Origin of the sequence: Pseudomonas sp. 18175, assembly GCF_050432925.1 — a bacterium.
Classification (GTDB): domain Bacteria; phylum Pseudomonadota; class Gammaproteobacteria; order Pseudomonadales; family Pseudomonadaceae; genus Aquipseudomonas.
The window spans coordinates 148,851-171,366 of sequence record NZ_JBKFTO010000014.1 but is presented as its reverse complement, the minus strand read 5'-3'; the positions used below and the strand labels follow the sequence as shown (position 1 = coordinate 171,366).

23 protein-coding genes are annotated in these 22,516 nt (G+C 56.6%); 15 read left to right on the top strand and 8 right to left on the bottom strand.

Features of this window, described 5'->3' with window-relative positions; all coding sequences use genetic code 11:
• Positions 1-2: 2 nt before the first annotated feature.
• From ACLD1Y_RS20350 to ACLD1Y_RS20340, 3 genes are all read right to left on the bottom strand, one after another.
• On the bottom strand, positions 3-434 hold the full coding sequence (locus ACLD1Y_RS20350; RefSeq protein ID WP_429479612.1) for an acyl-CoA thioesterase: 432 nt from the start codon (positions 432-434) through the stop codon (positions 3-5).
• A 23-nt stretch (positions 435-457) separates the two neighbouring features.
• Positions 458-2,395 (bottom strand): RecQ family ATP-dependent DNA helicase, encoded by a 1,938-nt coding sequence (locus ACLD1Y_RS20345; RefSeq protein ID WP_429479611.1) that lies wholly within the window; start codon positions 2,393-2,395, stop codon positions 458-460.
• Between the two features lie 296 nt (positions 2,396-2,691).
• Positions 2,692-3,867 (bottom strand): tetratricopeptide repeat protein, encoded by a 1,176-nt coding sequence (locus ACLD1Y_RS20340; RefSeq protein WP_429479610.1) that lies wholly within the window; start codon positions 3,865-3,867, stop codon positions 2,692-2,694.
• Positions 3,868-4,040: 173 nt separating this feature from the next.
• Between ACLD1Y_RS20340 and ACLD1Y_RS20335 the strand changes: the two genes are divergently transcribed.
• From ACLD1Y_RS20335 to ACLD1Y_RS20295, 9 genes are all read left to right on the top strand, one after another.
• The gene (locus ACLD1Y_RS20335) at positions 4,041-4,211 is read left to right on the top strand and encodes a YhfG family protein (RefSeq protein WP_016979054.1); all 171 of its coding nucleotides are present in this window, start codon (positions 4,041-4,043) and stop codon (positions 4,209-4,211) included.
• Entirely contained in the window at positions 4,211-4,810 is a 600-nt protein-coding gene (locus ACLD1Y_RS20330; RefSeq protein ID WP_429479609.1) for a putative adenosine monophosphate-protein transferase Fic, read from the top strand. The genes ACLD1Y_RS20335 and ACLD1Y_RS20330 overlap by 1 nt, the downstream gene beginning before the upstream one ends.
• A 301-nt stretch (positions 4,811-5,111) precedes the next feature.
• Entirely contained in the window at positions 5,112-5,432 is a 321-nt protein-coding gene (locus ACLD1Y_RS20325; RefSeq protein WP_429479608.1) for a hypothetical protein, read from the top strand.
• A 270-nt stretch (positions 5,433-5,702) separates the two neighbouring features.
• Positions 5,703-6,185: a hypothetical protein gene (locus ACLD1Y_RS20320; protein WP_429479607.1), complete on the top strand. Its 483-nt coding sequence runs from the start codon at positions 5,703-5,705 to the stop codon at positions 6,183-6,185.
• A 4-nt stretch (positions 6,186-6,189) separates the two neighbouring features.
• On the top strand, positions 6,190-6,831 hold the full coding sequence (locus tag ACLD1Y_RS20315; protein ID WP_429479606.1) for a DUF1493 family protein: 642 nt from the start codon (positions 6,190-6,192) through the stop codon (positions 6,829-6,831).
• A gap of 272 nt (positions 6,832-7,103) precedes the next feature.
• Complete coding sequence (locus ACLD1Y_RS20310; protein WP_429479605.1) at positions 7,104-7,460, top strand: DUF1493 family protein; 357 nt, start codon at positions 7,104-7,106, stop codon at positions 7,458-7,460.
• A 163-nt stretch (positions 7,461-7,623) separates the two neighbouring features.
• Positions 7,624-8,481, top strand: a complete 858-nt coding sequence (locus tag ACLD1Y_RS20305) for a DMT family transporter (RefSeq protein ID WP_429479604.1) — start codon at positions 7,624-7,626, stop codon at positions 8,479-8,481.
• A 116-nt stretch (positions 8,482-8,597) separates the two neighbouring features.
• The gene (locus ACLD1Y_RS20300) at positions 8,598-9,968 is read left to right on the top strand and encodes a reverse transcriptase domain-containing protein (RefSeq protein ID WP_429479603.1); all 1,371 of its coding nucleotides are present in this window, start codon (positions 8,598-8,600) and stop codon (positions 9,966-9,968) included.
• Between the two features lie 139 nt (positions 9,969-10,107).
• Positions 10,108-10,692: an SLATT domain-containing protein gene (locus tag ACLD1Y_RS20295; protein WP_429479602.1), complete on the top strand. Its 585-nt coding sequence runs from the start codon at positions 10,108-10,110 to the stop codon at positions 10,690-10,692.
• Positions 10,693-10,745: 53 nt separating this feature from the next.
• On the opposite strand, the gene ACLD1Y_RS20290 is transcribed toward ACLD1Y_RS20295, so the two are convergent.
• Complete coding sequence (locus tag ACLD1Y_RS20290) at positions 10,746-12,287, bottom strand: phosphoenolpyruvate carboxykinase (RefSeq protein WP_135291159.1); 1,542 nt, start codon at positions 12,285-12,287, stop codon at positions 10,746-10,748.
• A 179-nt stretch (positions 12,288-12,466) separates the two neighbouring features.
• Positions 12,467-13,369, bottom strand: a complete 903-nt coding sequence (gene hslO / locus ACLD1Y_RS20285; RefSeq protein ID WP_429479601.1) for an Hsp33 family molecular chaperone HslO — start codon at positions 13,367-13,369, stop codon at positions 12,467-12,469.
• A gap of 104 nt (positions 13,370-13,473) precedes the next feature.
• Here hslO and ACLD1Y_RS20280 point away from each other — a divergent pair, with 104 nt between their 5' ends.
• A complete protein-coding gene (locus tag ACLD1Y_RS20280) occupies positions 13,474-14,277 on the top strand; it encodes a phosphatase PAP2 family protein (RefSeq protein WP_429479600.1) in 804 nt (267 codons plus the stop codon).
• Between the two features lie 48 nt (positions 14,278-14,325).
• Here ACLD1Y_RS20280 and ACLD1Y_RS20275 read toward each other — a convergent pair whose 3' ends face one another.
• On the bottom strand, positions 14,326-14,733 hold the full coding sequence (locus tag ACLD1Y_RS20275; protein WP_176997352.1) for an RNA-binding S4 domain-containing protein: 408 nt from the start codon (positions 14,731-14,733) through the stop codon (positions 14,326-14,328).
• 116 nt (positions 14,734-14,849) lie between these two features.
• Between ACLD1Y_RS20275 and ACLD1Y_RS20270 the strand changes: the two genes are divergently transcribed.
• Genes ACLD1Y_RS20270 through rimK form a run of 3 tightly spaced genes read left to right on the top strand, consistent with a single transcriptional unit; the run spans position 14,850 to position 17,027 of the window.
• Positions 14,850-15,629, top strand: coding sequence for an EAL domain-containing protein (locus tag ACLD1Y_RS20270; RefSeq protein WP_429479599.1), 780 nt, complete (start codon positions 14,850-14,852; stop codon positions 15,627-15,629).
• A gap of 46 nt (positions 15,630-15,675) precedes the next feature.
• On the top strand, positions 15,676-16,125 hold the full coding sequence (locus ACLD1Y_RS20265) for an ATP-dependent zinc protease family protein (protein WP_169868620.1): 450 nt from the start codon (positions 15,676-15,678) through the stop codon (positions 16,123-16,125).
• Positions 16,122-17,027, top strand: a complete 906-nt coding sequence (gene rimK, locus ACLD1Y_RS20260; protein ID WP_003187674.1) for a 30S ribosomal protein S6--L-glutamate ligase — start codon at positions 16,122-16,124, stop codon at positions 17,025-17,027. The genes ACLD1Y_RS20265 and rimK overlap by 4 nt, the downstream gene beginning before the upstream one ends.
• Before the next feature lie 77 nt (positions 17,028-17,104).
• On the opposite strand, the gene ACLD1Y_RS20255 is transcribed toward rimK, so the two are convergent.
• Positions 17,105-18,418 (bottom strand): ATP-binding protein, encoded by a 1,314-nt coding sequence (locus tag ACLD1Y_RS20255; RefSeq protein ID WP_429479598.1) that lies wholly within the window; start codon positions 18,416-18,418, stop codon positions 17,105-17,107.
• Between the two features lie 117 nt (positions 18,419-18,535).
• A complete protein-coding gene (ompR, locus tag ACLD1Y_RS20250) occupies positions 18,536-19,276 on the bottom strand; it encodes a two-component system response regulator OmpR (protein WP_429479597.1) in 741 nt (246 codons plus the stop codon).
• A 356-nt stretch (positions 19,277-19,632) separates the two neighbouring features.
• On the opposite strand from ompR, the gene ACLD1Y_RS20245 reads away from it, so the two are divergent.
• Together ACLD1Y_RS20245 and ACLD1Y_RS20240 are read left to right on the top strand one after the other, a co-directional pair.
• Entirely contained in the window at positions 19,633-21,957 is a 2,325-nt protein-coding gene (locus ACLD1Y_RS20245) for a Tex family protein (protein ID WP_429479596.1), read from the top strand.
• Positions 21,957-22,340: a PaaI family thioesterase gene (locus tag ACLD1Y_RS20240; protein ID WP_429479595.1), complete on the top strand. Its 384-nt coding sequence runs from the start codon at positions 21,957-21,959 to the stop codon at positions 22,338-22,340. The genes ACLD1Y_RS20245 and ACLD1Y_RS20240 overlap by 1 nt, the downstream gene beginning before the upstream one ends.
• Positions 22,341-22,516 lie beyond the last annotated feature (176 nt).

Here is a 22,516-nt window from a genome sequence, read left to right as displayed (position 1 = left end):
TGTCACACCACTAGCCGCTGCAACGCCTCGCGCAACACCCCCGCAATCGGCACCGGCTGGTTCGATCCCCGATCCACAAACACATGCACAAACCTTCCTGCGGCACAGGCCTCTTCCTCGCCGGCCTTGAACACCGCCAACTCATACTGCACTGAGCTGTTACCCAACTTGCCCACCCGCAGGCCGATATCAATGCGCTCGGGAAAGGCAATCGACGCAAAATAGTCGCACGCTGAACTCACCACAAACCCCACCACTTCACCGCCATGAATATCCAGCCCACCTTGTTCGATCAGGTAGGTATTCACCGCCGTGTCGAAAAAGCTGTAGTAGGTCACGTTGTTCACATGGCCATACACATCATTGTCGTGCCAGCGCGTGATGATCGGCTGGAAGTGAGGGTAATCGGCACGTTGTGGCACTGAATCAGGCATGGGCGCATCTCGTGAAGGTGGGTTTACAGGTCATTCAAATGGGCCTGGGCCCAGTCGCGTACCTCGGCGTAGGGGTAGTCTTCCAGCGCAGCAAAGCCTGGAATGCCCCGCGCCTTCAGCTTGGTGAACAGCGGCACGCTGATACCGCCGAGAAACCGCGTCAGGCGTTCGGCTCCGGGCAGGTTGCCGGTGTGCTCATGATGCCTGTGGATAAAATCACCGCACAGCCCCATGAAGTTTTTATCCACAAGCGGCGGCAAGGCGGGCGGGGCTGGCAAGTGCGCAACGTGCCCGTGACAGACCGAGCAATGCCCGCAACGCTGTGGTGCGTTTTCATCACCAAAATACTGCGCCAGGCGTTGCCCCAGACAGCGGTCGGTGGCGAACAGATCGAGCATGGCGTGAATGCGCGCCACCTCGCCGATCTCATGCTGCTTGAAGCCTGTGTATAACTCGGTGCTCAGCGCCTGTGGATCAAATTCGGTGTTAAGCACGCTATAGACCTCAGTCATTTGCTTGCTCTCCAACTCGATCAGGCCTTGCTCCTGGAAGTAATCCAGCGCCTTCACCACGCGCCCTCGCTCGGCATTGTGCTGTTGATACAGCGCATCAAAATCCACCGTTGCCCAGGTTCTGGCCCGCTTGCACACTTGGATAATCGCTGCGACAAACTGCTGCCGTTCGCCGGAAAACCGGACCAGCAAAGCCTCAGGCTCGATTAGGTATTTAAAACGGTATTCCGCGTAAAACGCATAACGAGGCGCGATCACGCCTTTGAGTTCAAGCTGCACCAACAACGTCTTGAGCGGCAACTCGCGGATGTTGCTGTCATCCGATAACGACCGCAGCAAAAACTCCCACTGCCCATCGCCTCGCGCCGCCAGCAACTCATCCAGCACACGGCGGATGCCATCCTGCTCCGGCGTATCGCCGTACACAAAGTTTTCCAACACGTTGAGGCTGTCGCGATTGGCCAGCACCAGACAGTCGGACGGCTGCCCATCGCGCCCCGCACGGCCGATTTCCTGGCTGTAGTTCTCGATGGATTTGGGCAGGTCAAAGTGCACCACGTTGCGGATATCACTCTTGTCGATGCCCATGCCAAACGCGATGGTGGCGACGATGCAATTGGAGCGCCCGCCCATGAAGCGCTGCTGGATACCTTCGCGTTTATCGTGCGGTAAACCGGCGTGGTAGGCCTCGGCCTGGATGCCGTTGCGGTTCAGGTGCTCGGCAATCTGTTCAGCGGTTTTTTGCAGGGTGACGTAGACGATGCTCGGCTGGTTGGCACGCTCGCTCATCCACTGGACCAGCCTGCGACGTTTCTCCGCGCCGCCTACCGGCTCAACCAACAGGTTGAGATTGGGCCTGTAGAAGCCTGTGGTGACCACATCGCCCGGCGCAATGGCGAACTTGGCCTGCATGTCGGCAATCACCTTGGGCGTTGCTGTAGCCGTCAGCAGCAGTGCTTGTGGGATATTGAACTGGCGCTGGTAGTCCGGCAGCTTCAAATAGTCCGGGCGGAAGTTGTGGCCCCATTCGGAAATACAGTGCGCCTCGTCCACCACCAGCAATGAGATCTGCACGCTTTGCAGGAAATTACGGAAGCGCTCGTTCTTCAGGCGCTCCACGGAAATCATCAGAATTTTCAGCTCGCCGGAACGCGCGCGGGCCATCACGTCATTGGCCACCTCGCGGCTCTGGGCCGAGTCGATACTGCCCGCCGAAATGCCGTGGCGCTGCAGGAAGCCCAACTGGTCCTGCATCAACGCCAACAGCGGCGACACCACCAGCGTCAGGTGCGGCAGCAATACCGCCGACAGCTGGTAGCACAAGGACTTGCCGGAGCCCGTAGGGAAAATCGCGGCGGCTGAACGCCCGGCCAGCACGGCGCTGATCGTTTCTTGCTGGCCCAAACGAAACTGGGGGTAACCAAAGACCTGCTGGAGGGTGTCGTGCATGGGCTGTCACTCCATTGACCGCTGAGTTGGCTCAAAAACATAGCCCGGGAATCTCGGCGAATCGAGAAAGGTCGCATGGAAAAAAGAGACAGGATGATACACAGGGTGGGGGTGGCCTAGGGCCGAAGTGGGACGTTCCCAGAGAACTCGCAGGAAAACGAAAATCCAAATGTGGGAGCGGGCTTGCTCGCGAAGACGGTGGGTCAGTCCCAATTGAGTTGACTGACCCACCGCTTTCGCGAGCAAGCCCGCTCCCACACAAGCTCACACAGTTTTAGATCTGTGTTACCGCTAAATCAGCGGTTTTTTACACGCTCAATCGCCGTGTCATACACCGGATTGGCCTTCTGCTCTTTAGCCAACTGGTAGTGACGCAATGCATCCTCGAATTGGCCCGCCGCTTCGTAGATACGCGCGATGTTGTAGTAAGCACCCGCACGCACGGTCGCCGCATTCGCACCCGTCGCCAGGGCAATCGCCTTGCGGTTGGCCCAGATCGACTCGGCGGTGTTGCCGGCCTTCTGATACGCCAGGCCCAGGTTGCCGTAGGCCTTGCCGAAGCCATTGTCCAGGTCGATGGCCTGGCGGAACAGGTAGATTGCCTGGTTCAGGTTACCCGCTTGGTAGGCCGCTTCGCCTTGTATGTTCAGACGTTTCGCATCGGTCTGTGCGGAAGAGCTGACAACTACAGCGGTCACAGCAACGCTGTCATCCAGCAATGGCTTGACCTCGTTGAGCACGTCCTTGGCATCCACGCGCACACCGCTGAAGGTGTTGATGTCCTGGAAGTCGCCGCTGCCAGTCATGCGGAACACGGTCCACAGGTTGCCGCTGCGGTTCTGCGGCACGTAATAGGTACGTACCAGGGATTGCCCAATGTAAACGAACACCTTGGCTTCGCTATTGGACAGCTGGCGCGAGCTTGGATTGCCGCCGTTGCTGTAGTCATGCACGGCGTACACGTAGCTTTCGCCGTAGTGTTTTTTCTGCAGGGTGATGGTTTCCGGGCCGTAGCTGTCGGTGTCATCCACATCCAGTTCGGCGTCGGTGCCGTTCTTGTTTTCGAAGTAGATGTTGTTGCCCGGGAAGATCATGTGGGAGTCGAGGTCTTCCGGGGTTTTACCCCAGGTCAGCACTACACGCAGGCCGTCGAGGTTTTCCATGACCGGGCTAATGGCGTAGGTCATGCCCTTGCACGGGCACTTCACTACTAGGTTGGAATAGCCAGGCTTCTTGATGATCAGCAGGTTGCTGCCATCGTCGGCGGCGTCGCTAGTAAGGGTGACCTGGCCCTGGGCGTTGGTACGACCCACCACGTTTTGCGCACCGTTACGTTGCAGCAGCACTTCGGCATCGGCGATTTTCTGGTCCTTGACCACTGCGCTGAGCACTTCAATCGGTAATTGCTCGGCCTGAACTGAAAACGCTACCGCACACAATGACATCGCCGAGGCGACACGCAGCAAACCCATGCTTAACTCCCTTTAAGTAGTGGGCAGAATCGCCCTACAAGATTTTGCGCTGCAACATACGCTGAATTCAGGGCCTTGGCGGTTTTTTTGTACAAAATGTGACGTGGTTTTTATCCCGCCAACCCATTGAAGCATTGCGCTACAATCAAGCCTTGCTACCCGGGAGTACTGCGATGAGCGAACCGACGTTTGAGCAAAAACAGGATCACTACCACAAGATCCGCCGTTCCAATTACCTGGCCAGCCTGCGCCTGGAAGGGTTTGACACCCAGCCGGCCGATGTCGACAAACCCCTGCCGACCCGCGAAGCCGTTCTTGCCAAGTACCGCAACACCCCACGCTGATGCTCGACAAATACGGAGTGGGCCAGGACCCGTACTGCTATCCCGGTAGCAGCGTGCTGCGCAACCGCCTCGATTTGCACGACGAAACCCTCCTGCACCAAGCTGAGCGAGAATTGTCCGAAATTGCCGTAGGCAATCTCCCCCTTTTCCCGCCACCTTACGACCTCGAACGCCTGCAATATATCCACCGCACCCTGTTCAGCGACATCTACGACTGGGCGGGTGAGCTGCGCAGCGTCAACATCCAGAAAGGCGACACACTCTTCTGCACCCCGGAACGTATCCCCCCGGAAGCGGCGAAAATCATCCGGCATATGGAGCTGGCCAACTGGCACGTGGGCTCGACTCAGGCCGAACTGGTGACGCAGATTGCCGAAGCTTATGGTGACCTCAACGTTATCCACCCCTTCCGCGAGGGCAATGGCCGGGCGCAACGGATTCTGTTCGAGCAGATCATCGTGAATGCGGGGTATTCGGTGAACTGGTGGCTGGTGAAGCATGCGGCGTGGGTACCGGCGAATATTGATGCGGTGGCGTGTGATTATCGGGGGTTGGAGGCGATTTTTGAGCGGTGTATCAGTAGGCCTGTCAGCGCGTAATCCAATAGCCTTTGGCTAAACCATCTGTTTATTGCCCGAAAACCAACTCGATTCTAAGGTTCGCTCCGTCGCTGCCAAATCAGCGACCGGGTTTGGTCACCCGAAAAACAGCACGCATAAGTGCCATTACTTGCTCTCCGAACGTCTATCGTCTCGTACCGCAGTGCTATGGCGGCTGTGTGGGGGACGTCTTCGGACGTGTCGGAGTGCTGTTTCCGGCTGGCCAACCCGCGCACAGTCCGCCACCCACCGTTTGGCCACGGTGATGTCGGTTACCTAACAGCAAACCGAGTATCTTCAAATGCAAATACCTGAAACGATGGACCGCTATCGTCAGCTGCGAACTAACTTCACAGACACGCACCCGCTTCTCATCTACACTCAAGCCACAGCCGAAGACATCCAGTCCGCCGCCCATCAACGCATCCGCGCAGCTACCGACTTACTGGAAACCTTTTCCTGCCTGACCTTCGAACACGCCGACCTCAAAGACATTTCTCACATCACTAACGCCCTGTACTTACTCGTCCAGGACGGCTGTGATTTGCTGGAAGCGGCACAGCACGTACAACTGCAACCGGCCGCCAAGAAACCAACACAAACGGCCCAGCCAAACAGTTAAACCTGTGGGAGGGGGCTTGCTCCCGATAGCGGTAGATCAGGCTATACATCTATAACTGACTTACTGCTATCGCGGGCGCGCCCAGCTGTCAGGAGTTTCCGATTTCACCCAGAAAGCGCTCGCCAGTCCAAAAACCGGAACCCTCTGTAAGAAACCGCCAAAGCTCGTGCAATCCCCTTCCGAAAGTGCAAAAAAAGCCCTCCCGGCCCTCTACAAAATTCACCTTCATCTGACCGAAACTAGCGCCCTTTCAACAGCCCTGCAAAAAGCATGAATATCGAAAGGACTCAATATATCGGCCATTACGGCGTCACTTTCACAGTGCTTCGTCTGATCGTCCTACCTGCCAATCAACACACATTGGCAAACCTTTGTCTGTTAGAAGCGGGCATATCTGCAAACGATGTACGCCTGCGGCTCGTTGATCTCTACCGGAAGATGCTTGCTCGTGATTTACCTTGCAAGATGACTATAGCGATCTCCAAGCCGCTGACCCGACAACAAGCAGACCTACTTAACATCCGCGGGGAAATCGTTGCTGGACTAATCAGCGGCGCTGTCACAGCGCCGCTTAGTCTGGCATCGCCTGCAGCTGGGCTCGCTGCGGGAGCAGCAGTAGGCCTGACAATCAACGGCCTCATTCGTAACTACCACGCTGGTGATGTCTTTATCGGACTCGATGCTCAGGTCGACGGAGGGATAGGCCCTCAGAGATCACTGTCAGCCATGGTCCGACAGTTCCAGGGAGGCTGATAGGATGACCGAATACATTTACTGGATCAGTCTGTTTCTGATCTTCGCTCTTGCCGCGCTACTCGAAAAAACGATCAAACGTCCCGCACTCAGAAAGGGGCTTGGGCTGCTTCTTATCATAGCCGGCCCGACTCTTCTGTTCAGCGCCACTTCTTGGATAAGAGACGCACAGATCCAGAGCCTGCCTGTCATCGCCTTTGTGACTGGAATCATGTTGTTAACCAGTCAAAATCACTATCGCCGAACACGAACCACCCACCCCCTGTTGATCGCTCCGACCCTGAACCTTGCACCTAACTTCCCTGACGACCCGCTCATGCTGCACCTGCTCCAACTTCTGCATGAAGGCATTGGCTTGCCCAAGTACCAACCCATCTACCTTCACACGTCTATAAACCATGACCTGAGCGGCACCCTTGTGGAAGCCAAACATTTGATAGCTGCGTTAACGCAAGATTTCGACATCAATATGGGTGACTACAAGCACCGTCGGTATTTCAAAGGCCGGGGATTGAATGCTCACTTGAAATATGTGGAGAAGGGCAACGCAGGAAAAGTCCCGTTGACCATCAACATGCTCTATCAAGCCATCAAAGCCAAACACTGGGACTCCCAGGCGCTCGAAGCATTCGGGTATCAGAGCTAATGAATATCTACCTGCAAACAGCCACTTTTCTCGGCTTTTACCTGCTGCTGCATTACCAAATCACAGACCCCACCCTCAGAAAACGCTTTGCCGTCACCTTCATCGCAACGGGGTCGGTCCTATTGTTCTGGCTACCTTACGTCGCCATCATCCTCAGCATTCAACTCTTACCTCTGGCCCTAATCTTGATAGGCTTGGCACTCTTCATCACCCGAAACAAATACCGCCTGCTACGCAACCGCCCCCCTCACCCACTCCTGCGTGCCCCCAACATGAACCTGGCCCCCGACCTGCCCGACGACCTCGAGATGCAGCAACTGCTGCAACTCATCCACGAAGAAATCGGCCTGCCCAGACACAAGACCATCCGCCTACAAACCGCGATCAATTTCGACTTCGGCTGCGACGGCGCCGAGGCCAAGCAGTTGATGGAAGCCGTGGAACAGGCATTCGATTTCGACTTGGGCGACTACGACTCATACCGTTACTTCAACCCACCGGTGTTCGATGTATTTCTTAAACACCGCGCCAAGGGCCGTGGCGAAAAAGTCCCGCTGACCATTGGAATGCTTTACCTGGCGATCAAGACCCATAGCTGGGACACGCAAACCCTGGAAAACCTCAGCTAGTCCACAGTCATACACAGATCCACTGTGGGAGCGGGCTTGCCCGCGATGAGGCCCTTCCAGCAAATGCCTCCCTGTCTGACACGCCGCCATCGCGGGCAAGCCCGCTCCCACAGTGGATTTGCGTTAACCTGACGAGCAGTGCACAAAACACCAAGGACCTTACATGGACGTAATAATGGGCCTGCTGGCTGCCCTGCTCTGGGGCGGCACGGACTTTCTCGTCGGCCTCAACGCCCGAGCCGTCGGCGTAAAGAGAGCCGTGTACTTCGGTCAAGCCCTCGGCTTCCTGATCATGACCCTGCTGCTGGTCATCTTTCCCGCCTTCCTGTTCAAATCCCTCGACGCCCCGCTGAGCGTCTGGCTCTTGGGTATCACCGCCGCCCTGCTCACCGTCTCCGGCGCCCTCGCGTTGTACAAGGCCTTCGCCTTGGGTAAGGCCGCCATCGTCGCACCGCTGGTGACCTCTTACGGTGTAGTCACCACGCTGCTGTCTTGGGCCAGCGGTGAACACATCAGCCTCGTTCAACTCGGCTGCATCGTCCTCTGCGTCATCGGCGTGGTCCTTTCGAGCATCCACAAGGACAACAACACGCCTCACCACAACACACACCTGTCCATCGCCTACGCCATGCTAGCGGCGCTGCTGTACGGCACCAGTTTCTGGCTGCAAGGGCGCTACACATTACCGGCGCTGGGGCCGATCACGATGTTGTGGCTGAGTTACCTGGTGGGCCTGTGCGTACTGGTGGGGATGGTGCTGAAAATCAAGGACGGCCTGAAAATCCCACCGTTGAAAAACTGCACGACGTTGACCGGGGCGAGCTTGATGAACCTGGGTGGGTTCTCGGCGTTTTCATCGGGGGCGATGGCCGGCTCGGTCTCGGTAGTGACGGTGATCAGTACGTTATCAGGCGGGATCGCGGCGATTCTGGGGTTGGTGTTTTTCAAGGAGCGGTTGTCGACGGTGCAAGTGCTGGGGATTGTGCTGATTCTCGTTGGAGCGGCCATATTGAACTTGTAAAAAATTCAATGAGTGGCCTACAAACAGTCTCCTAGAGAAATAAAGCGTACGCGAAAAATCCCCAATGATGGCAAAATACCACCTGAAGATAAAAATTATGCCAGCAAGGGACAGCCATGGCTCAGGAAAAAAGAAAAGCCTTCCAGGAATACTTCAGTCCGGAAGCGCTTAGAAAGACCTTCATTGATAAAATAAAATCTAAACCGAGTATCGGTATTGACGGAACTAGTGCAGTCGCATTTGAGGCCTCTATCAGGTCCGAAACTGAGACTTGCAGCAAAAAAATCAAACTCTACAAATTTCAATTCTCCCCATATCTTGAAGAAGTTAAAAGCAAGGGAAAAAACAAATTACCTAGAATCATATCTAAACCGACAATTCGCGATAAAACCTTATTATCCTCAGCCAACAGATGCCTGCAGTCATACTTCCCTGAAGCGGTAAGCAAGAAGCTCCCCAATGAAATAATTAGAGAAATAAAAGAAACACTAAAGAACAGCAAAGATGATTTATTTTTTTGCAAAATTGACATCAGAAGCTTTTACGACCATATAAACCACGATATTTTATTAAAAATTCTAGGCAGAACCTTAGATAAAAAGACGCTATGGATAATATCGAAAGCGATCAAAAATATTACAGTTAGCGCCAACACAAAAAGAAAGTTTTACGCAATGGAGAATTCTTTGGGCGTCCCTCAAGGCCTTCCAATCTCCAACATCCTGTCTGATATCTACTTACATAAAATTGATAAAAAATTTCAATCCGACAACTACAGAAGATACGTAGATGACATATTGATCATCTCACCAACTGAAACTTCAAAAATCACAAGCCAGATCAAATTATTACTAGGTAAAATACGACTCGAGACGAATGAAAAAACCGAGGAGGGCCGAATAAGCCAAGGCCTTGAATATTTAGGGTACAATTTTATCGGAAACAATAAGGTATCGGTCAGAGACTCCTCAAGAGATAAATTCACCGCCTCGCTAATTGCACCCATTACCCGCTACAAAAAAGGGCAAGACAAATCAATCGGCACAACCTGGCTAACAGTTGAAACACGAAAAAACATCCTAATCGAACATTTAAACGAAAGAATAACCGGCGCAATAAGTGATAAAAAACGATTTGGCTGGATTTTTTATTTTATTGAAATCACAGATCTGAAAATCTTGTATGACTTAGACGCCATAGTAAAACGCGAACTGAAAAAGGCATACCTGACCCCCTCTGAAATTTCTCGCGTTAAGCGCCTTTCAAGGGCTTACCATGAAGCCAAGCACAGCCCTGAGGGTGGTTACATACATAACTATGACATTTACAAAACAACGCAGGAAAAAATAACTGCCCTGAGGCGCTTTGGATACTTAGATCCGAACGCATCCACCGCTTATGCGCCAGAACACATTGACGCGCTATTTGAAAAACTAAAATCAAATCAACTATTGCAACTTGAAAGAGATATCGGCACTATGTATTAGCCCCCTTTATGGTACGTTGCTGTGCCGTAGATTCAGGAGAGATCCTGGGTATTGGTTACTATGCTTGCGTAACAGTGGGCCTGTAAGGCTTCGGGCTAGCCCGGGGAAATTAATCAGTTAACTTTAAGGGGGCTTCTCTTTGACAAGCTTATTGGATGAACTTAAAACAAAAATATGGAAAACAAAAGGCGCCAGATTTAACGCGAGCAGGAGACTACAGGCGAGAAAGGTATGGGGCAGCTACCTCGTATCTGCATTTTCCATATACATTTTAGCCATTGGAATCTTCTCTTTAACTGAGACGCACACCAACCCCACATTAAATTTTTCTTCGATTATAGGCTCACTATTAATTCTAGTATTCAGTTTACATGAGGGCTCGTTAAGTACTGAGCAAAAAGCAGAGCGACACCATGTATGCGCTAGGGATCTAACCGCACTATATGACAAAGTCGCGCTACAGACTCAGTTAGCTAATGATGACAAAGCAGAGGAATTAATAGAGGAATATGCCCGTATAATCGAACGATCTCCCGAAAATCATGACGTGATCGATTACGACCTATTCAGAACGGAACACAAAGACTTTAAAGTCCCCGCCACCACAAAAATCAAAATCGAGCTTGCTTACTACAGCTTTCAAACCACGTGTCTAATTATGATTGCGACCCCTCCAGTAATGCTTTTCATTTTTTATGTTACACAACAGCCAAAAACGCTCTGAAATCAAATAAAAAGCCGCCTCACAAGAGGCGGCTTTTTCACAACCAACGAATCTTACAACTTAGGACCCGCAGCCTTGATCGCATCGCTCACTTCAAACTTCTTGAAGTTCTCGATGAACAAGCCAGCCAGCGCCTTCGCTGCTTCATCGTAGGCAGCCTTGTCAGCCCAGGTGTTACGTGGGTTCAACAGGCCGGTCTCAACGCCCGGTACGGCCAGTGGCACGTCGAGGTTGATAGTGTCGAGGTGTTCGGTTTGCGCACCGATCAACGCGCCGCTCTGGATCGCTGCGATTACGCCGCGAGTGGTCGGGATGTTGAAGCGGTTGCCGACGCCGTAGCCACCGCCGGTCCAACCGGTGTTGACCAGGTAGACCTTGGAGCCGAAGCCGCGGATACGCTTGATCAGCAGCTCAGCGTATTCGCCAGCCGGACGCGGGAAGAACGGTGCGCCGAAGCAGGTGGAGAAGGTCGACTTGATGCCGCCACCGGAGCCCATTTCGGTCGAGCCCACCAGTGCGGTGTAGCCGGACAGGAAGTGGTAGGCCGCTTGTTCTTCGCTGAGGATCGACACGGGCGGCAGTACGCCGGTCAGGTCGCAGGTCAGGAAGATCACTGCGTTTGGCTCGCCGCCCAGGTTCTGTTCGGAACGCTTGGCAACGTGCTCCAGCGGGTAGGCTGCGCGGCTGTTCTGGGTCAGGCTGACGTCGGTGTAATCGGCGTGCTTGGCGTCGTTGATCACAACGTTTTCCAGCACGGCGCCGTGCTTGATGGCTTTCCAGATAACCGGCTCGTTCTTCTCGGAGAGGTCGATGCACTTGGCATAGCAACCGCCTTCGATGTTGAAGACCACGCCTTCGCCCCAGCCGTGCTCGTCGTCACCGATCAGGTAACGGCTTTCGTCGGCGGACAGGGTGGTTTTACCGGTGCCCGACAGACCGAAGAACAGGGTCACGTCGCCTGCTTCGCCAATGTTGGCGGCACAGTGCATCGGCAGTACGTCGGAAGCTGGCAGCAGGAAGTTCTGCACCGAGAACATGGCTTTCTTCATTTCACCGGCGTAACGCATGCCGGCGATCAGCACTTTCTTCTGGGCGAAGTTGAGGATCACGCAACCGTCGGAGTTGGTGCCATCACGCTCTGGCACGCACTCGAAGTTGGCCACGTTGAGCACTTGCCATTCTTCACGGCCGGCCGGGTTGTACTGGGCCGGGTTGATGAACAGGCAACGACCGAACAGGTTCTGCCAGGCAGTCTGGGTGGTCATTTTCACGGCGAGGTAGTGGTCTTCGGCCGCACCTACGTGAACGTGGGAAACGAAATGCTCTTGCGCGTTGTTGAAGGCCTCGACGCGAGCCCACAGGGCATCGAACTTGTCGGCCGGGAACTTGCGGTTGATCGGGCCCCAGGCGATAGCGTCCTGGGTAGTAGGCTCTTCAACGATGAAACGATCGACTGGCGAACGACCGGTACGATGACCGGTTTCTACGACCAGCGCGCCAGTATCGGCAAGCACGCCTTCACCGCGCTGCAGGGCTTCTTTGACCAGATCGTCAACACTCAGATCGGTGTATACGGCGTTATTGGCTTGCGTCATGAGGTTCCCCGTCGGCCTATGGCCGAGTGCTCCAAACGTTTTGTAGTAGAAAGTTGCGCACTACTACCGCGAAAAAAGTGGGCCGGATTATGCCAGAAAAGCCCAAAAAGAGTAGGGCCCTCCCGTCAGAACTGCGCTAATCCGGGGTTTGTCAGGTGATTTACCTGTGCTTAAACGTTTTAGTGGCGGGTATCCGAAGGGGTGTCGATGCCTGCGCCGGCGAACAATTGCACTACATCGGCGGCATCGAACAGGTAACGCTCATTGCAGAACTGGCAGTCGATCTCGATGTTGCCACCGTGCTCAACCACCAGGTTTTGCGCGTCTTCCAGGCCTAAGCTGACCAGGGCGTTGCCTGAACGCTCGCGCGAGCAACTGCAATGAAAGCGCAGGGTCTGTGCGTCAAACAGTCGCACGGCTTCTTCGTGATACAGGCGATGCAGGATGGTTTCGTTGCCCAGACCCAGCAGTTCTTCAGCTGTCAGCGTACCGGCCAGAGCGGTAAGGCTGCGCCAGCTTTCGGCACGATCATCGTCGTCCTTGATGCGGTCGGCCGGCAGTTGTTGCAGCAGCAAGCCACGGGCACGCTTGCCGTCGGCGTTCAGCCAGAACTTGGTGCCGACTTGCTGGGACATCACGAAATAGTTGGTGAAGCAGTCCGACAGGGTTTCGCCGTCGAGGTCGACGATGCCCTGGTAACGCTGGCCTTCGGTTGGGTCGACGGTAAGTGCCAGCACACCGTTGGGCATCAGGTCGGACAGGGTGGCGTCCGGGGCGATCAGGTCGGCGTCGTAGCGGGCCAGGCCACGGATGTCGCGCTCGCTGGAGCATTCGATCATCAGCAACGGGATCGGGCCTTCGGAGCGCGCCTGCAAAATCAGCAAACCGTCGAACTTCATGGTGCCCACCAGCAGCGCAGCCGCCGCCATCAGCTCACCGAGCAGTTGCGCGACCGGCTCCGGATAGGGGTGCTTGGCAAGGACTTCGGCATAGCTGCGCTCCAGCGAGACCAGTTCGCCGCGGGCGTCGGTCTCATCGAAGATGAAGCGTTGGGTGAAGTCGGTATCCGGTAGATCAGTCATAGGTCTGGGTATCTGAATTGATGACAAATTGATTACAAGGTTTATAAAATTAAACGCTTTAGCACCAATTTGGTGCGGTCTTGTAAAGCACTGGGGGACAGTTTATGAACAATCCGGGTTTGTTCCAAGCCAAGTGGAACCTCGGGCGATGGGCCTTTTGCAATCTACTCGCTCTCGGGCTGCTGTGTTTTTGGCTGTGGCCCACGGGCCAGATGCTGTGTGTGGTTTTCGACGAGTGGCTGTTTCATCTACTTAATGACCCGCTGGCGAGCAACGCGACATGGCTGCATGTGTGGGCTGTAGCCAGTTTGCGACCGTTCGATGCAGTGGTCGGCGTGATCCTGCTAACGCTGTTGATTCGCGGCGATTGGGTATTCAAGGCCGTGCAGGTACGCCAGGCGGCGTTAGGTTTTGTCGGTATTTTGTTGCTGTTGTTGTTCATCCGCATGCTGTTTTCCAAGCTCGCTGCGCAGATGGGTTGGCAACACAGTAGCCCGTCGATGGTGATCAGCGGTGCGATTCAGATGAGCGACTATTTCCCAGGCCTGGAAAAGACCTGGGAATTGAAGGACCGCTCCAGCCAGAGTTTCCCGGGGGATCACGCTTCGGTGTTGTTGGTCTGGGGGATGTTCATGACGGTGTTCGCCAAGCGGATTGGCCAACTGCTGGTGATTTGGGGCCTGGCGCTGCTGTTCATGATGCCGCGCCTGGTGGCAGGTGCGCATTGGGGGCAGGATGATTACATCGGTGGCGTATTGCTGGCGTTGTTGGCGCTGGGCTGGGGTTATTACACGCCGTTTGCGGCGAAGGTGTCGCAGGGGTTGTTGCGGGTGACAGCGCCGATATTCAAGTTGTTGCGCACTTTGCCAGTCATCGGGCGTTTAAGCGTCATGCGCACAACTTCCTAATGACGCCGCTCCCACATTTGATCGCCATTGGGCGGAAGATCCGGGTAATCAATCGTCATTGCCACTGCCGCGAAACTTGAACAAATCGCGGCGCTGCTTCTTGCTCGGTTTGCCGTCGGTGCTCAAGCCCATGGCGCCAGCCTTGCGCATCGCCGCCGCATTTTCGCGCTTGGCGATACTGGCTTCGGTTTCGGCGTATAACGCCTGCGCTTCGGGCGCGCCACGGCGCACGATAGACAGGGCCTGCACGACGATGGTCTTTTCATCAAACCCGGTGCGTATCTGGAATTCGTCGCCGACGCGCGGCTCTTTGCCCGGCTTGCAGCGTTCGCCGCGATGGTGCACCTTGCCGCTCTCGATGGCGGCCTTGGCCAGGGCACGGGTTTTGTAAAAACGCGCCGCCCATAACCACTTGTCCAAACGGACCTTTTCTTCCTCTTCCTGCTTTTGAGCCACTTGAATTCCTCGCTCTGAAAAATGTCGCAACTGTAGTGTTGAAACCCTTCGACGCATAAACCCTGGCGCTCGCCTAAGATACGCCAGGTAGCAACCTGTTTCGCGAGGAATACGCCTTGACCGATTTCCCCAACTCACTCACCTCGCCCAACCTGCGTTGCGTGGGCTGCCAGGAAAGCGAACCCTTGGGCTTCGACTTTTCCTTTGCTTACCAGCCAATCGTAGACCTTCGCGATCACTCCATTTTTGCCAATGAAGCGCTGGTACGCGGTGTTAATGGCGAAGGGGCGCTCTCGGTGCTGGAGCAAGTCAACGAGAGCAACCGTTACCGCTTCGACCAACGTTGTCGTACCCAGGCAATCGCCGGGGCCGCGGCCCTGGGGATGCAAACCCACCTCTCCATCAACTTCATGCCAAATGCCGTCTATCGCCCGGAGTTGTGTATACGCAGCACGCTGGAAGCGGCGCGCGCGCATAATTTCCCTCTCAATCAGCTTATTTTCGAGACGCTGGAAAGCGAGCACGTAGATAACTATCGCCATTTGACGAATATTCTGCGTGAATACCGCCAATTCGGCTTCAAGACCGCCATCGACGATTTCGGCGCGGGCTATTCGGGGCTGAATCTGCTGGCCGATTTCCAACCTGATCTGATCAAACTCGACATGGCGCTCATTCGCGATGTCGACCAAGACCGTGTCCGTCAGGTGATCGTCCAGGGGATTGTCACAATCTGTGAGCAGTTGGGGGTTACTGTCATCGCCGAAGGCATCGAGAGTGCTGGCGAGCGTGACTTTCTATCCGACTGTGGAATATTTCTGATGCAGGGATTTTGGTTCGCCAAGCCCGCATTCAAAGCCCTTGCCGAGGTTTCCCCAAAGGCCTGGGCGAATTGACCGGTTACCCATATTGAAGACATTTGACCATTTGACCGTTGTGGGTCTGCGTGAGTGGGTGGCACTTCCCGACTTGGGAGTGGCAGGCCTGCGCGCGAAGATCGACACCGGTGCAAGCACCTCAAGCCTGCATGCCACCGATATCGAGCCGTTTGAACGCGACGGTGAGAAATGGGTGCGCTTTACCGCGCACCTGGGCAGCGTGGTGCAACTGCGTCACCGCCGCTGCGAAGCGCCTCTGGTGACGATGAAAACCATCAAGAGCTCCAACGGCCATGCGCAGGTGCGCTATGTGATCAGCACCACCCTGGCGTTGGGTGATCGGGTATGGCGGGTGGAGTTCACCCTGGCCTGCCGCAAAGCCATGCGTTACCGACTGTTGCTCGGCTCCAAGGCGCTGATCGACGGCCAGTTGGTAGTCAATCCCGGCGTCAAGTACGTTCAAGACAAGCCGGTGTTCCCGGTCTCTACTATTTCTGCCCCAGGTGCTGCATGAAGATTGCTGTGCTGTCGCGAAACCCGCGTCTGTATTCCACCCGCCGCCTGGTCGAGGCCGGCACCGAACGTGGCCACGAAATGGTGGTGATCGACACGTTGCGTGCCTATATGAACATTGCCAGCCATAAGCCGCAGATCCACTACCGGGGCAAGCCGCTGGAAGGCTTCGATGCGGTGATCCCGCGTATCGGTGCTTCGGTGACGTTCTATGGCTGCGCGGTGCTGCGCCAGTTTGAAATGATGGGGGTGTTTCCCCTCAATGAATCCGTCGCCATTGCGCGCTCGCGGGACAAACTGCGTTCGCTGCAGCTGCTGTCACGCCGTGGCATCGGCTTGCCAGTCACCGGCTTTGCCCACTCCCCGGACGACATTCCCGACTTGATCGAGATGGTCAACGGCGCGCCATTGGTGATCAAGGTGCTGGAAGGCACCCAAGGCATCGGCGTGGTGTTGTGCGAAACCGCAACGGCGGCAGAATCGGTGATCGAGGCGTTCATGGGCCTCAAGCAGAACATCATGGTGCAGGAGTACATCAAAGAAGCCGGCGGTGCGGATATCCGTTGCTTCGTGGTGGGCGACAAAGTGATTGCCGCGATGAAGCGTCAGGCCAAGCCGGGTGAATTCCGCTCCAACCTGCACCGTGGCGGCAGCGCCAGCCTGATCAAGATCACCCCGGAAGAGCGCATGACTGCGCTGCGGGCGGCCAAGGTGATGGGGCTGAGCGTGGCGGGTGTGGATATCTTGCGCTCCAACCATGGGCCGTTAGTGATGGAGGTGAATTCGTCGCCGGGGCTGGAGGGGATTGAGACCACCACCGGGAAGGATGTGGCGGGGATCATCATTCAGCACCTGGAGAAGAATGGTGGGCCGAATATGACTAGGACCAAGGGTAAGGGCTGATAAATCAGTCTGTGCCACGCTGAGAAACCAATGTGGGAGCGGGCTTGCTCGCTCCCACATTTGAACTGTGTTGTTTGCTAGACCGCGTCTCTGGGCAACATCAGACCCAGCGGCAAACGCACCCGCGCTTCCAGGCCACCCCCTTCACGGTTGCGCAACTCAACATTGCCGCCATGCATCGAAGCAATCCGCCGCACAATCGCCAGCCCCAGGCCTGTGCCTTTGCCGCCCCGGGCACGATCGCCACGGGTGAACGGGTTGAAGATTCCTTCCAGCTCATCCGGATCGATACCGGCCCCTCGGTCCAGCACGCTCAACACCACATAGGGTGCTGCGCTGTCGCCGGAGACGTACGCAGCCACTTCCACATCGGAACCTGCGTGATGCAAAGCGTTACCGATCAGGTTGTTCAAGAGTCGCTTCATCGACACCCGGCGCAAGGCAAATGGCTGGATCGGTTCCAGGCGCATGCGCACCTGCTCGCCATTCTGGTTGTAAGGCGCGACCACCTCCCGAACCAAGTCAGTCAGGTCGACCTCCTCCACCACTTCATCGCGGCCATCGCGAATAAACGCCAGGAACTGGTCGAGAATCGCATCCATGTCTTCGATATCGCGAACCATGTCATCCGTCAGGTCGTTGTGGTCGCCCATCAGTTCCAGCGAAAGTCGTAGTCGGGTCAACGGCGTACGCAAGTCATGGGACACCCCCGCCAACATCAACTCGCGCTCGCGCCCGGCCTGTTCGACGTCCTCCGCCATCTGGTTGAACGCGCCGTACACTTCGGTCATCTCACTGGGCGTATCACTGACCGGCAGGCGCACGCTACGTCCCTGCCCCAGTTGACGGGCGGCAAACACCAGGCGCTTGAGTGGTTGGTTGAGCTGGCGAACAAAAATCCACGCGGACGCGGTTGAAAGCAAGCCAATTGCCAGGAACCAACCCAGCACGTTCCAGATCTTCTGCCCCCGCAGCGGGTGCGGGTACAGCGGCACCTTTAGCCAGTCTTCACCCAGGCTCGGCGCACGTACCCAAAGCGCGGGCGATACATGCATGCGCAGCCGAACCTCGGTGTCTTCACCCAGCTCGGCCTGCATCTGGCGTTGGTAAATCTCGCTATAGGGCCAATGTTGCTCGCCCTCCGGTACACCGGCACCGGCAACACGCACCAGGGTCGCGGCCTTGGCGATTTTTTCGCGGTTCTCAGGGTCGGCGGCCCAATAGGCCCGCAGCGTCAGGGCGACACCGTGGCTGTATTGCCGATCCACCAGCACGTCCTCGTTCATCAACAGATAAACCAGCGTCAGTGCCTTGGAAAACAGAACGACGATCAGCACCAGCCAAAGGGTGCGAGAAAAGAAACTTTGAGGGAACCACAGCGGGGTTTTCATAGAAGACAGCTAGACACCTTGCAGGAACGAGCAGCGCTCGCAGAATTGCAGACGCCGGGCATCCCGTCGACCCTCATGGGGTCAAACGCCAGGATGCCCGTTCCTGCAAAACATCGGTCACTTGGTAGCGGTGCCATCCGGCACAAACACATAACCTACGCCCCACACCGTCTGGATATACCGCGGCTTGGATGGGTCTGGTTCGATCATCCGGCGCAGGCGCGAGATCTGCACGTCGATGGAGCGCTCCAAGGCGTCCCATTCCCGACCACGGGCCAGGTTCATCAGCTTGTCGCGGGTCAGCGGCTGGCGCGCGTTCATCACCAACGCCTTGAGCACTGCGAATTCACCGGTGGTCAGCATGTGCACTTCATCGCCACGCTTGAGCTCACGGGTGGCCAACGACAGTTCGTAGTCGCCAAAGGTGACGCTCTCGTCTTCGCTGCCCGGTGCGCCCGGTACGGGCGGTGCCTGACGACGCAATACGGCCTTGACCCGTGCCATCAGCTCATCCGGATTGAACGGCTTGGCCAGGTAGTCATCAGCGCCCAGTTCCAGGCCCTTGATGCGGCTCAGCTCATCGCCTTTGGCGGTGAGCATGATGATAGGAATCTGGTTGTTCGCGCCGCGCAGGCGTTTACAGGCCGTCAGGCCGTCTTCGCCGGGCAGCATCAGGTCGAGTATGACCAGGTTGAATACTTCACGCCCCAGCAGGCGGTCCATCTGCTCGGTGTTCGGCACCGCGCGGGCGCGGTAACCCTTGGAGTTGAAAAAACGCTCCAGCAGGCTGCTCAGCCCCGGATCGTCATCAACGATGAGAATTTTCTCGCCTTCAGCAGTTTGTGCAGTGCTGCTCATTGGATGCTCCTCTTATCTCGGCGCGCATTATGGCGTAGCTGCCGTTATACGCACCGTGTGCATTGTTAGCAGATTTTTCCTCTACCGCCAGCGAACCCACGCGCTACAACCGCCGGTGCAGTACCCCCCAAGGGCAGAACGCTGGTTATAATGCGGCGCCTTCGTGCAGGGCAACGTCAGATCGTTACCGTTTACTGCCGGGCTTTTTTCACCCGCTTGTCGTGATTTTTTCGATTTCGAGGGTCAATAGGCTGCCTCTTGACCCAGGCAGCGGCGCCAGTCGGGCCGCTCAACCAGCCTTGCCGGGCCTTGTTTTCCGGGCCTGCCAGCTGCTTTTAAGAATTTCAGGTGGTTTTATGGACAGCATCAACAGCCGCATCGCCGAGGAACTCGGTGTACGCCCACAACAGGTCGAAGCGGCCGTCGCTCTACTGGATGAGGGCTCCACGGTGCCCTTCATCGCCCGTTACCGTAAAGAAGTGACCGGCAGCCTCGACGACACCCAACTGCGTCACCTGGAAGAGCGCCTGCGCTACCTGCGAGAACTCGACGAACGGCGTATCAGCATCCTCGCCAGCATCGAGGAACAGGGCAAGTTGACCCCACAGCTTGAGCGCGACATCAAGCTCGCCGACACCAAGACCCGCCTCGAAGACCTCTACCTGCCGTACAAACAAAAGCGCCGCACCAAAGGCCAGATCGCCCTCGAAGCCGGCCTGGGCGAGCTGGCCGACGGCCTGTTCAACGACCCGTCGCTGACCCCGGACACCGAAGCCGCGCGCTTCATCGACGCCGAAAAAGGCGTTGCCGACGTAAAAGCCGCCCTCGAAGGCGCCAAGTACATCCTCATGGAGCGTTTCGCCGAGAACGCCAGCCTGTTGGAAAAGCTGCGTACCTACCTTAAGCAGGAAGCCATCCTCAGCGCCCGCGTCATTGCCGGCAAAGAGGAAGAAGGCGCCAAGTTCCGCGACTACTTCGAACACGACGAGCCGCTCAAAAGCATGCCGTCCCACCGTGCGCTGGCGATTTTCCGGGGTCGCAACGAGGGCATTCTCAGCTCCGCACTTAAAGTCGGCGACGAGCTGCCAGGCACCATGCACCCGTGCGAAGGCATGATCGGTCAACAATTCGGCATCCAGAATCAGAATCGTCCTGCGGATAAGTGGCTGGGTGAAGTGGTGCGCTGGACCTGGAAGGTCAAGCTCTACACCCACCTGGAAACCGATCTGCTCGGCGAGTTGCGTGACGGCGCCGAAACCGAGGCGATCAACGTATTCGCCCACAACCTGCACGACTTGCTGCTGGCCGCACCAGCCGGCCCACGCGCCACCCTGGGCCTCGACCCGGGCCTGCGCACCGGCTGTAAGGTGGCCGTGGTCGATTCCACCGGCAAGCTGCTGGACCACGCCACCGTGTACCCCCACGTACCGCATAACAAGTGGGACCAGACCCTGGCGATCCTGGCCGCCCTGTGCGCCAAGCACGCCGTGGACCTGATCGCCATCGGCAACGGCACCGCCAGCCGCGAGACCGACAAGCTGGCCGCCGAACTGATCAAAAAATACCCGGCCATGAAGATGACCAAAGTCATGGTCTCCGAAGCCGGTGCATCCGTGTACTCGGCGTCGGAACTGGCTTCCAAGGAATTCCCGGATCTGGACGTGTCGATCCGTGGCGCGGTGTCCATCGCCCGTCGCCTGCAGGATCCACTGGCCGAACTGGTGAAAATCGACCCTAAATCCATCGGTGTCGGCCAGTACCAGCACGACGTGTCGCAGCTGAAACTGGCGCGCGGCCTGGATGCAGTGGTGGAAGACTGCGTAAACGCCGTGGGCGTGGACGTAAACACCGCTTCCGTCGCACTGCTGGCGCGTATCTCCGGCCTCAACGCCACCCTGGCGCAGAACATCGTCACCCACCGCGACGAAAACGGCGCGTTCAAAACCCGCGCGGCGCTGAAAAAGGTTGCACGCCTGGGCGAAAAAACCTTCGAACAAGCTGCTGGCTTCCTACGCGTCATGAACGGTGACAACCCGCTGGATTCTTCTGCGGTCCACCCGGAAGCCTACCCGCTGGTGCAACGCATCGCTGCCGAAACCGATCGCGACATCCGCTCGCTGATCGGCGACGCCGCGTTCCTCAAGCGCCTGGACCCGAAGAAGTACACCGACGAAACCTTCGGCGTGCCGACCATCACCGATATCCTGCAAGAGCTGGAAAAACCGGGCCGCGACCCACGTCCCGAGTTCAAGACCGCCGAGTTCCAGGACGGCGTCGAAGACCTCAAGGATTTGGAACTGGGCATGATCCTCGAAGGCGTGGTCACCAACGTGACCAACTTCGGTGCCTTTGTGGATATCGGCGTGCATCAGGACGGTTTGGTGCATATCTCCGCGCTTTCGGAGAAATTCATCAAGGACCCACGTGAAGCGGTGAAGGCCGGTGATGTGGTCAAGGTCAAGGTCATGGAAGTCGACATTCCGCGCAAACGCGTGGGCCTGTCGATGCGCATGAGCGATACCCCTGGCGAGAAAATCGACGGCGCCCGTGGCGCACGTCCAGGCTCGGCGCCACGCCAGTCGCAAAACAACGCACCGCGCAAGGAAACGACGGCTGCCGCACCAAGTAACAACGCCATGGCCTCGCTGTTCGCCAACGCCAAACAGTTGAAGAAACGCTGATGGAGATCCCGGCCGGTTTGACCCAGAGCGCATTCAGCGAACTGATCGGCTGCCGCCTGCAACGCCTTGAAGAGGGCGTTGCCGAGGTGGCCCTGACCCTGGAGCCGCACCTGCGCAACCGCGCGGGCAAGCTCCATGGCGGGGCGATTTTCAGCCTGGTGGACATCACCATGGGGCTGGCCTGTTCCAGCTCTCATGGTTTCGACCAGCAGAGTGCGACCATCGAATGCAAAATCAACTACATCCGCGCCGTCGAAAACGGTGACGTGCTGTGCACCAGCCGGGTGATTCACGCCGGCAGGCGCACCCTGGTAGTCGAAGCGGATGTGTACCAGGACGAAAAACTGGTCGCAAAAGCACAAGGCACCTTCGCTGTCCTATAGCTCCCCACCCTCGATTTGAGTTAATTTCGGCGCTGCACTAAACAGCGTCGGAATTTTCTTGCTGCGCTATAGCCAAATTCATGGAGTGAAGTCGGCTTTTTCAGAGCGGGTCAAATCGACTCTAGACCAGGCGATCACGCCAGTTTTAACTTCACCCTTGTAGACCGTCCTGCCCA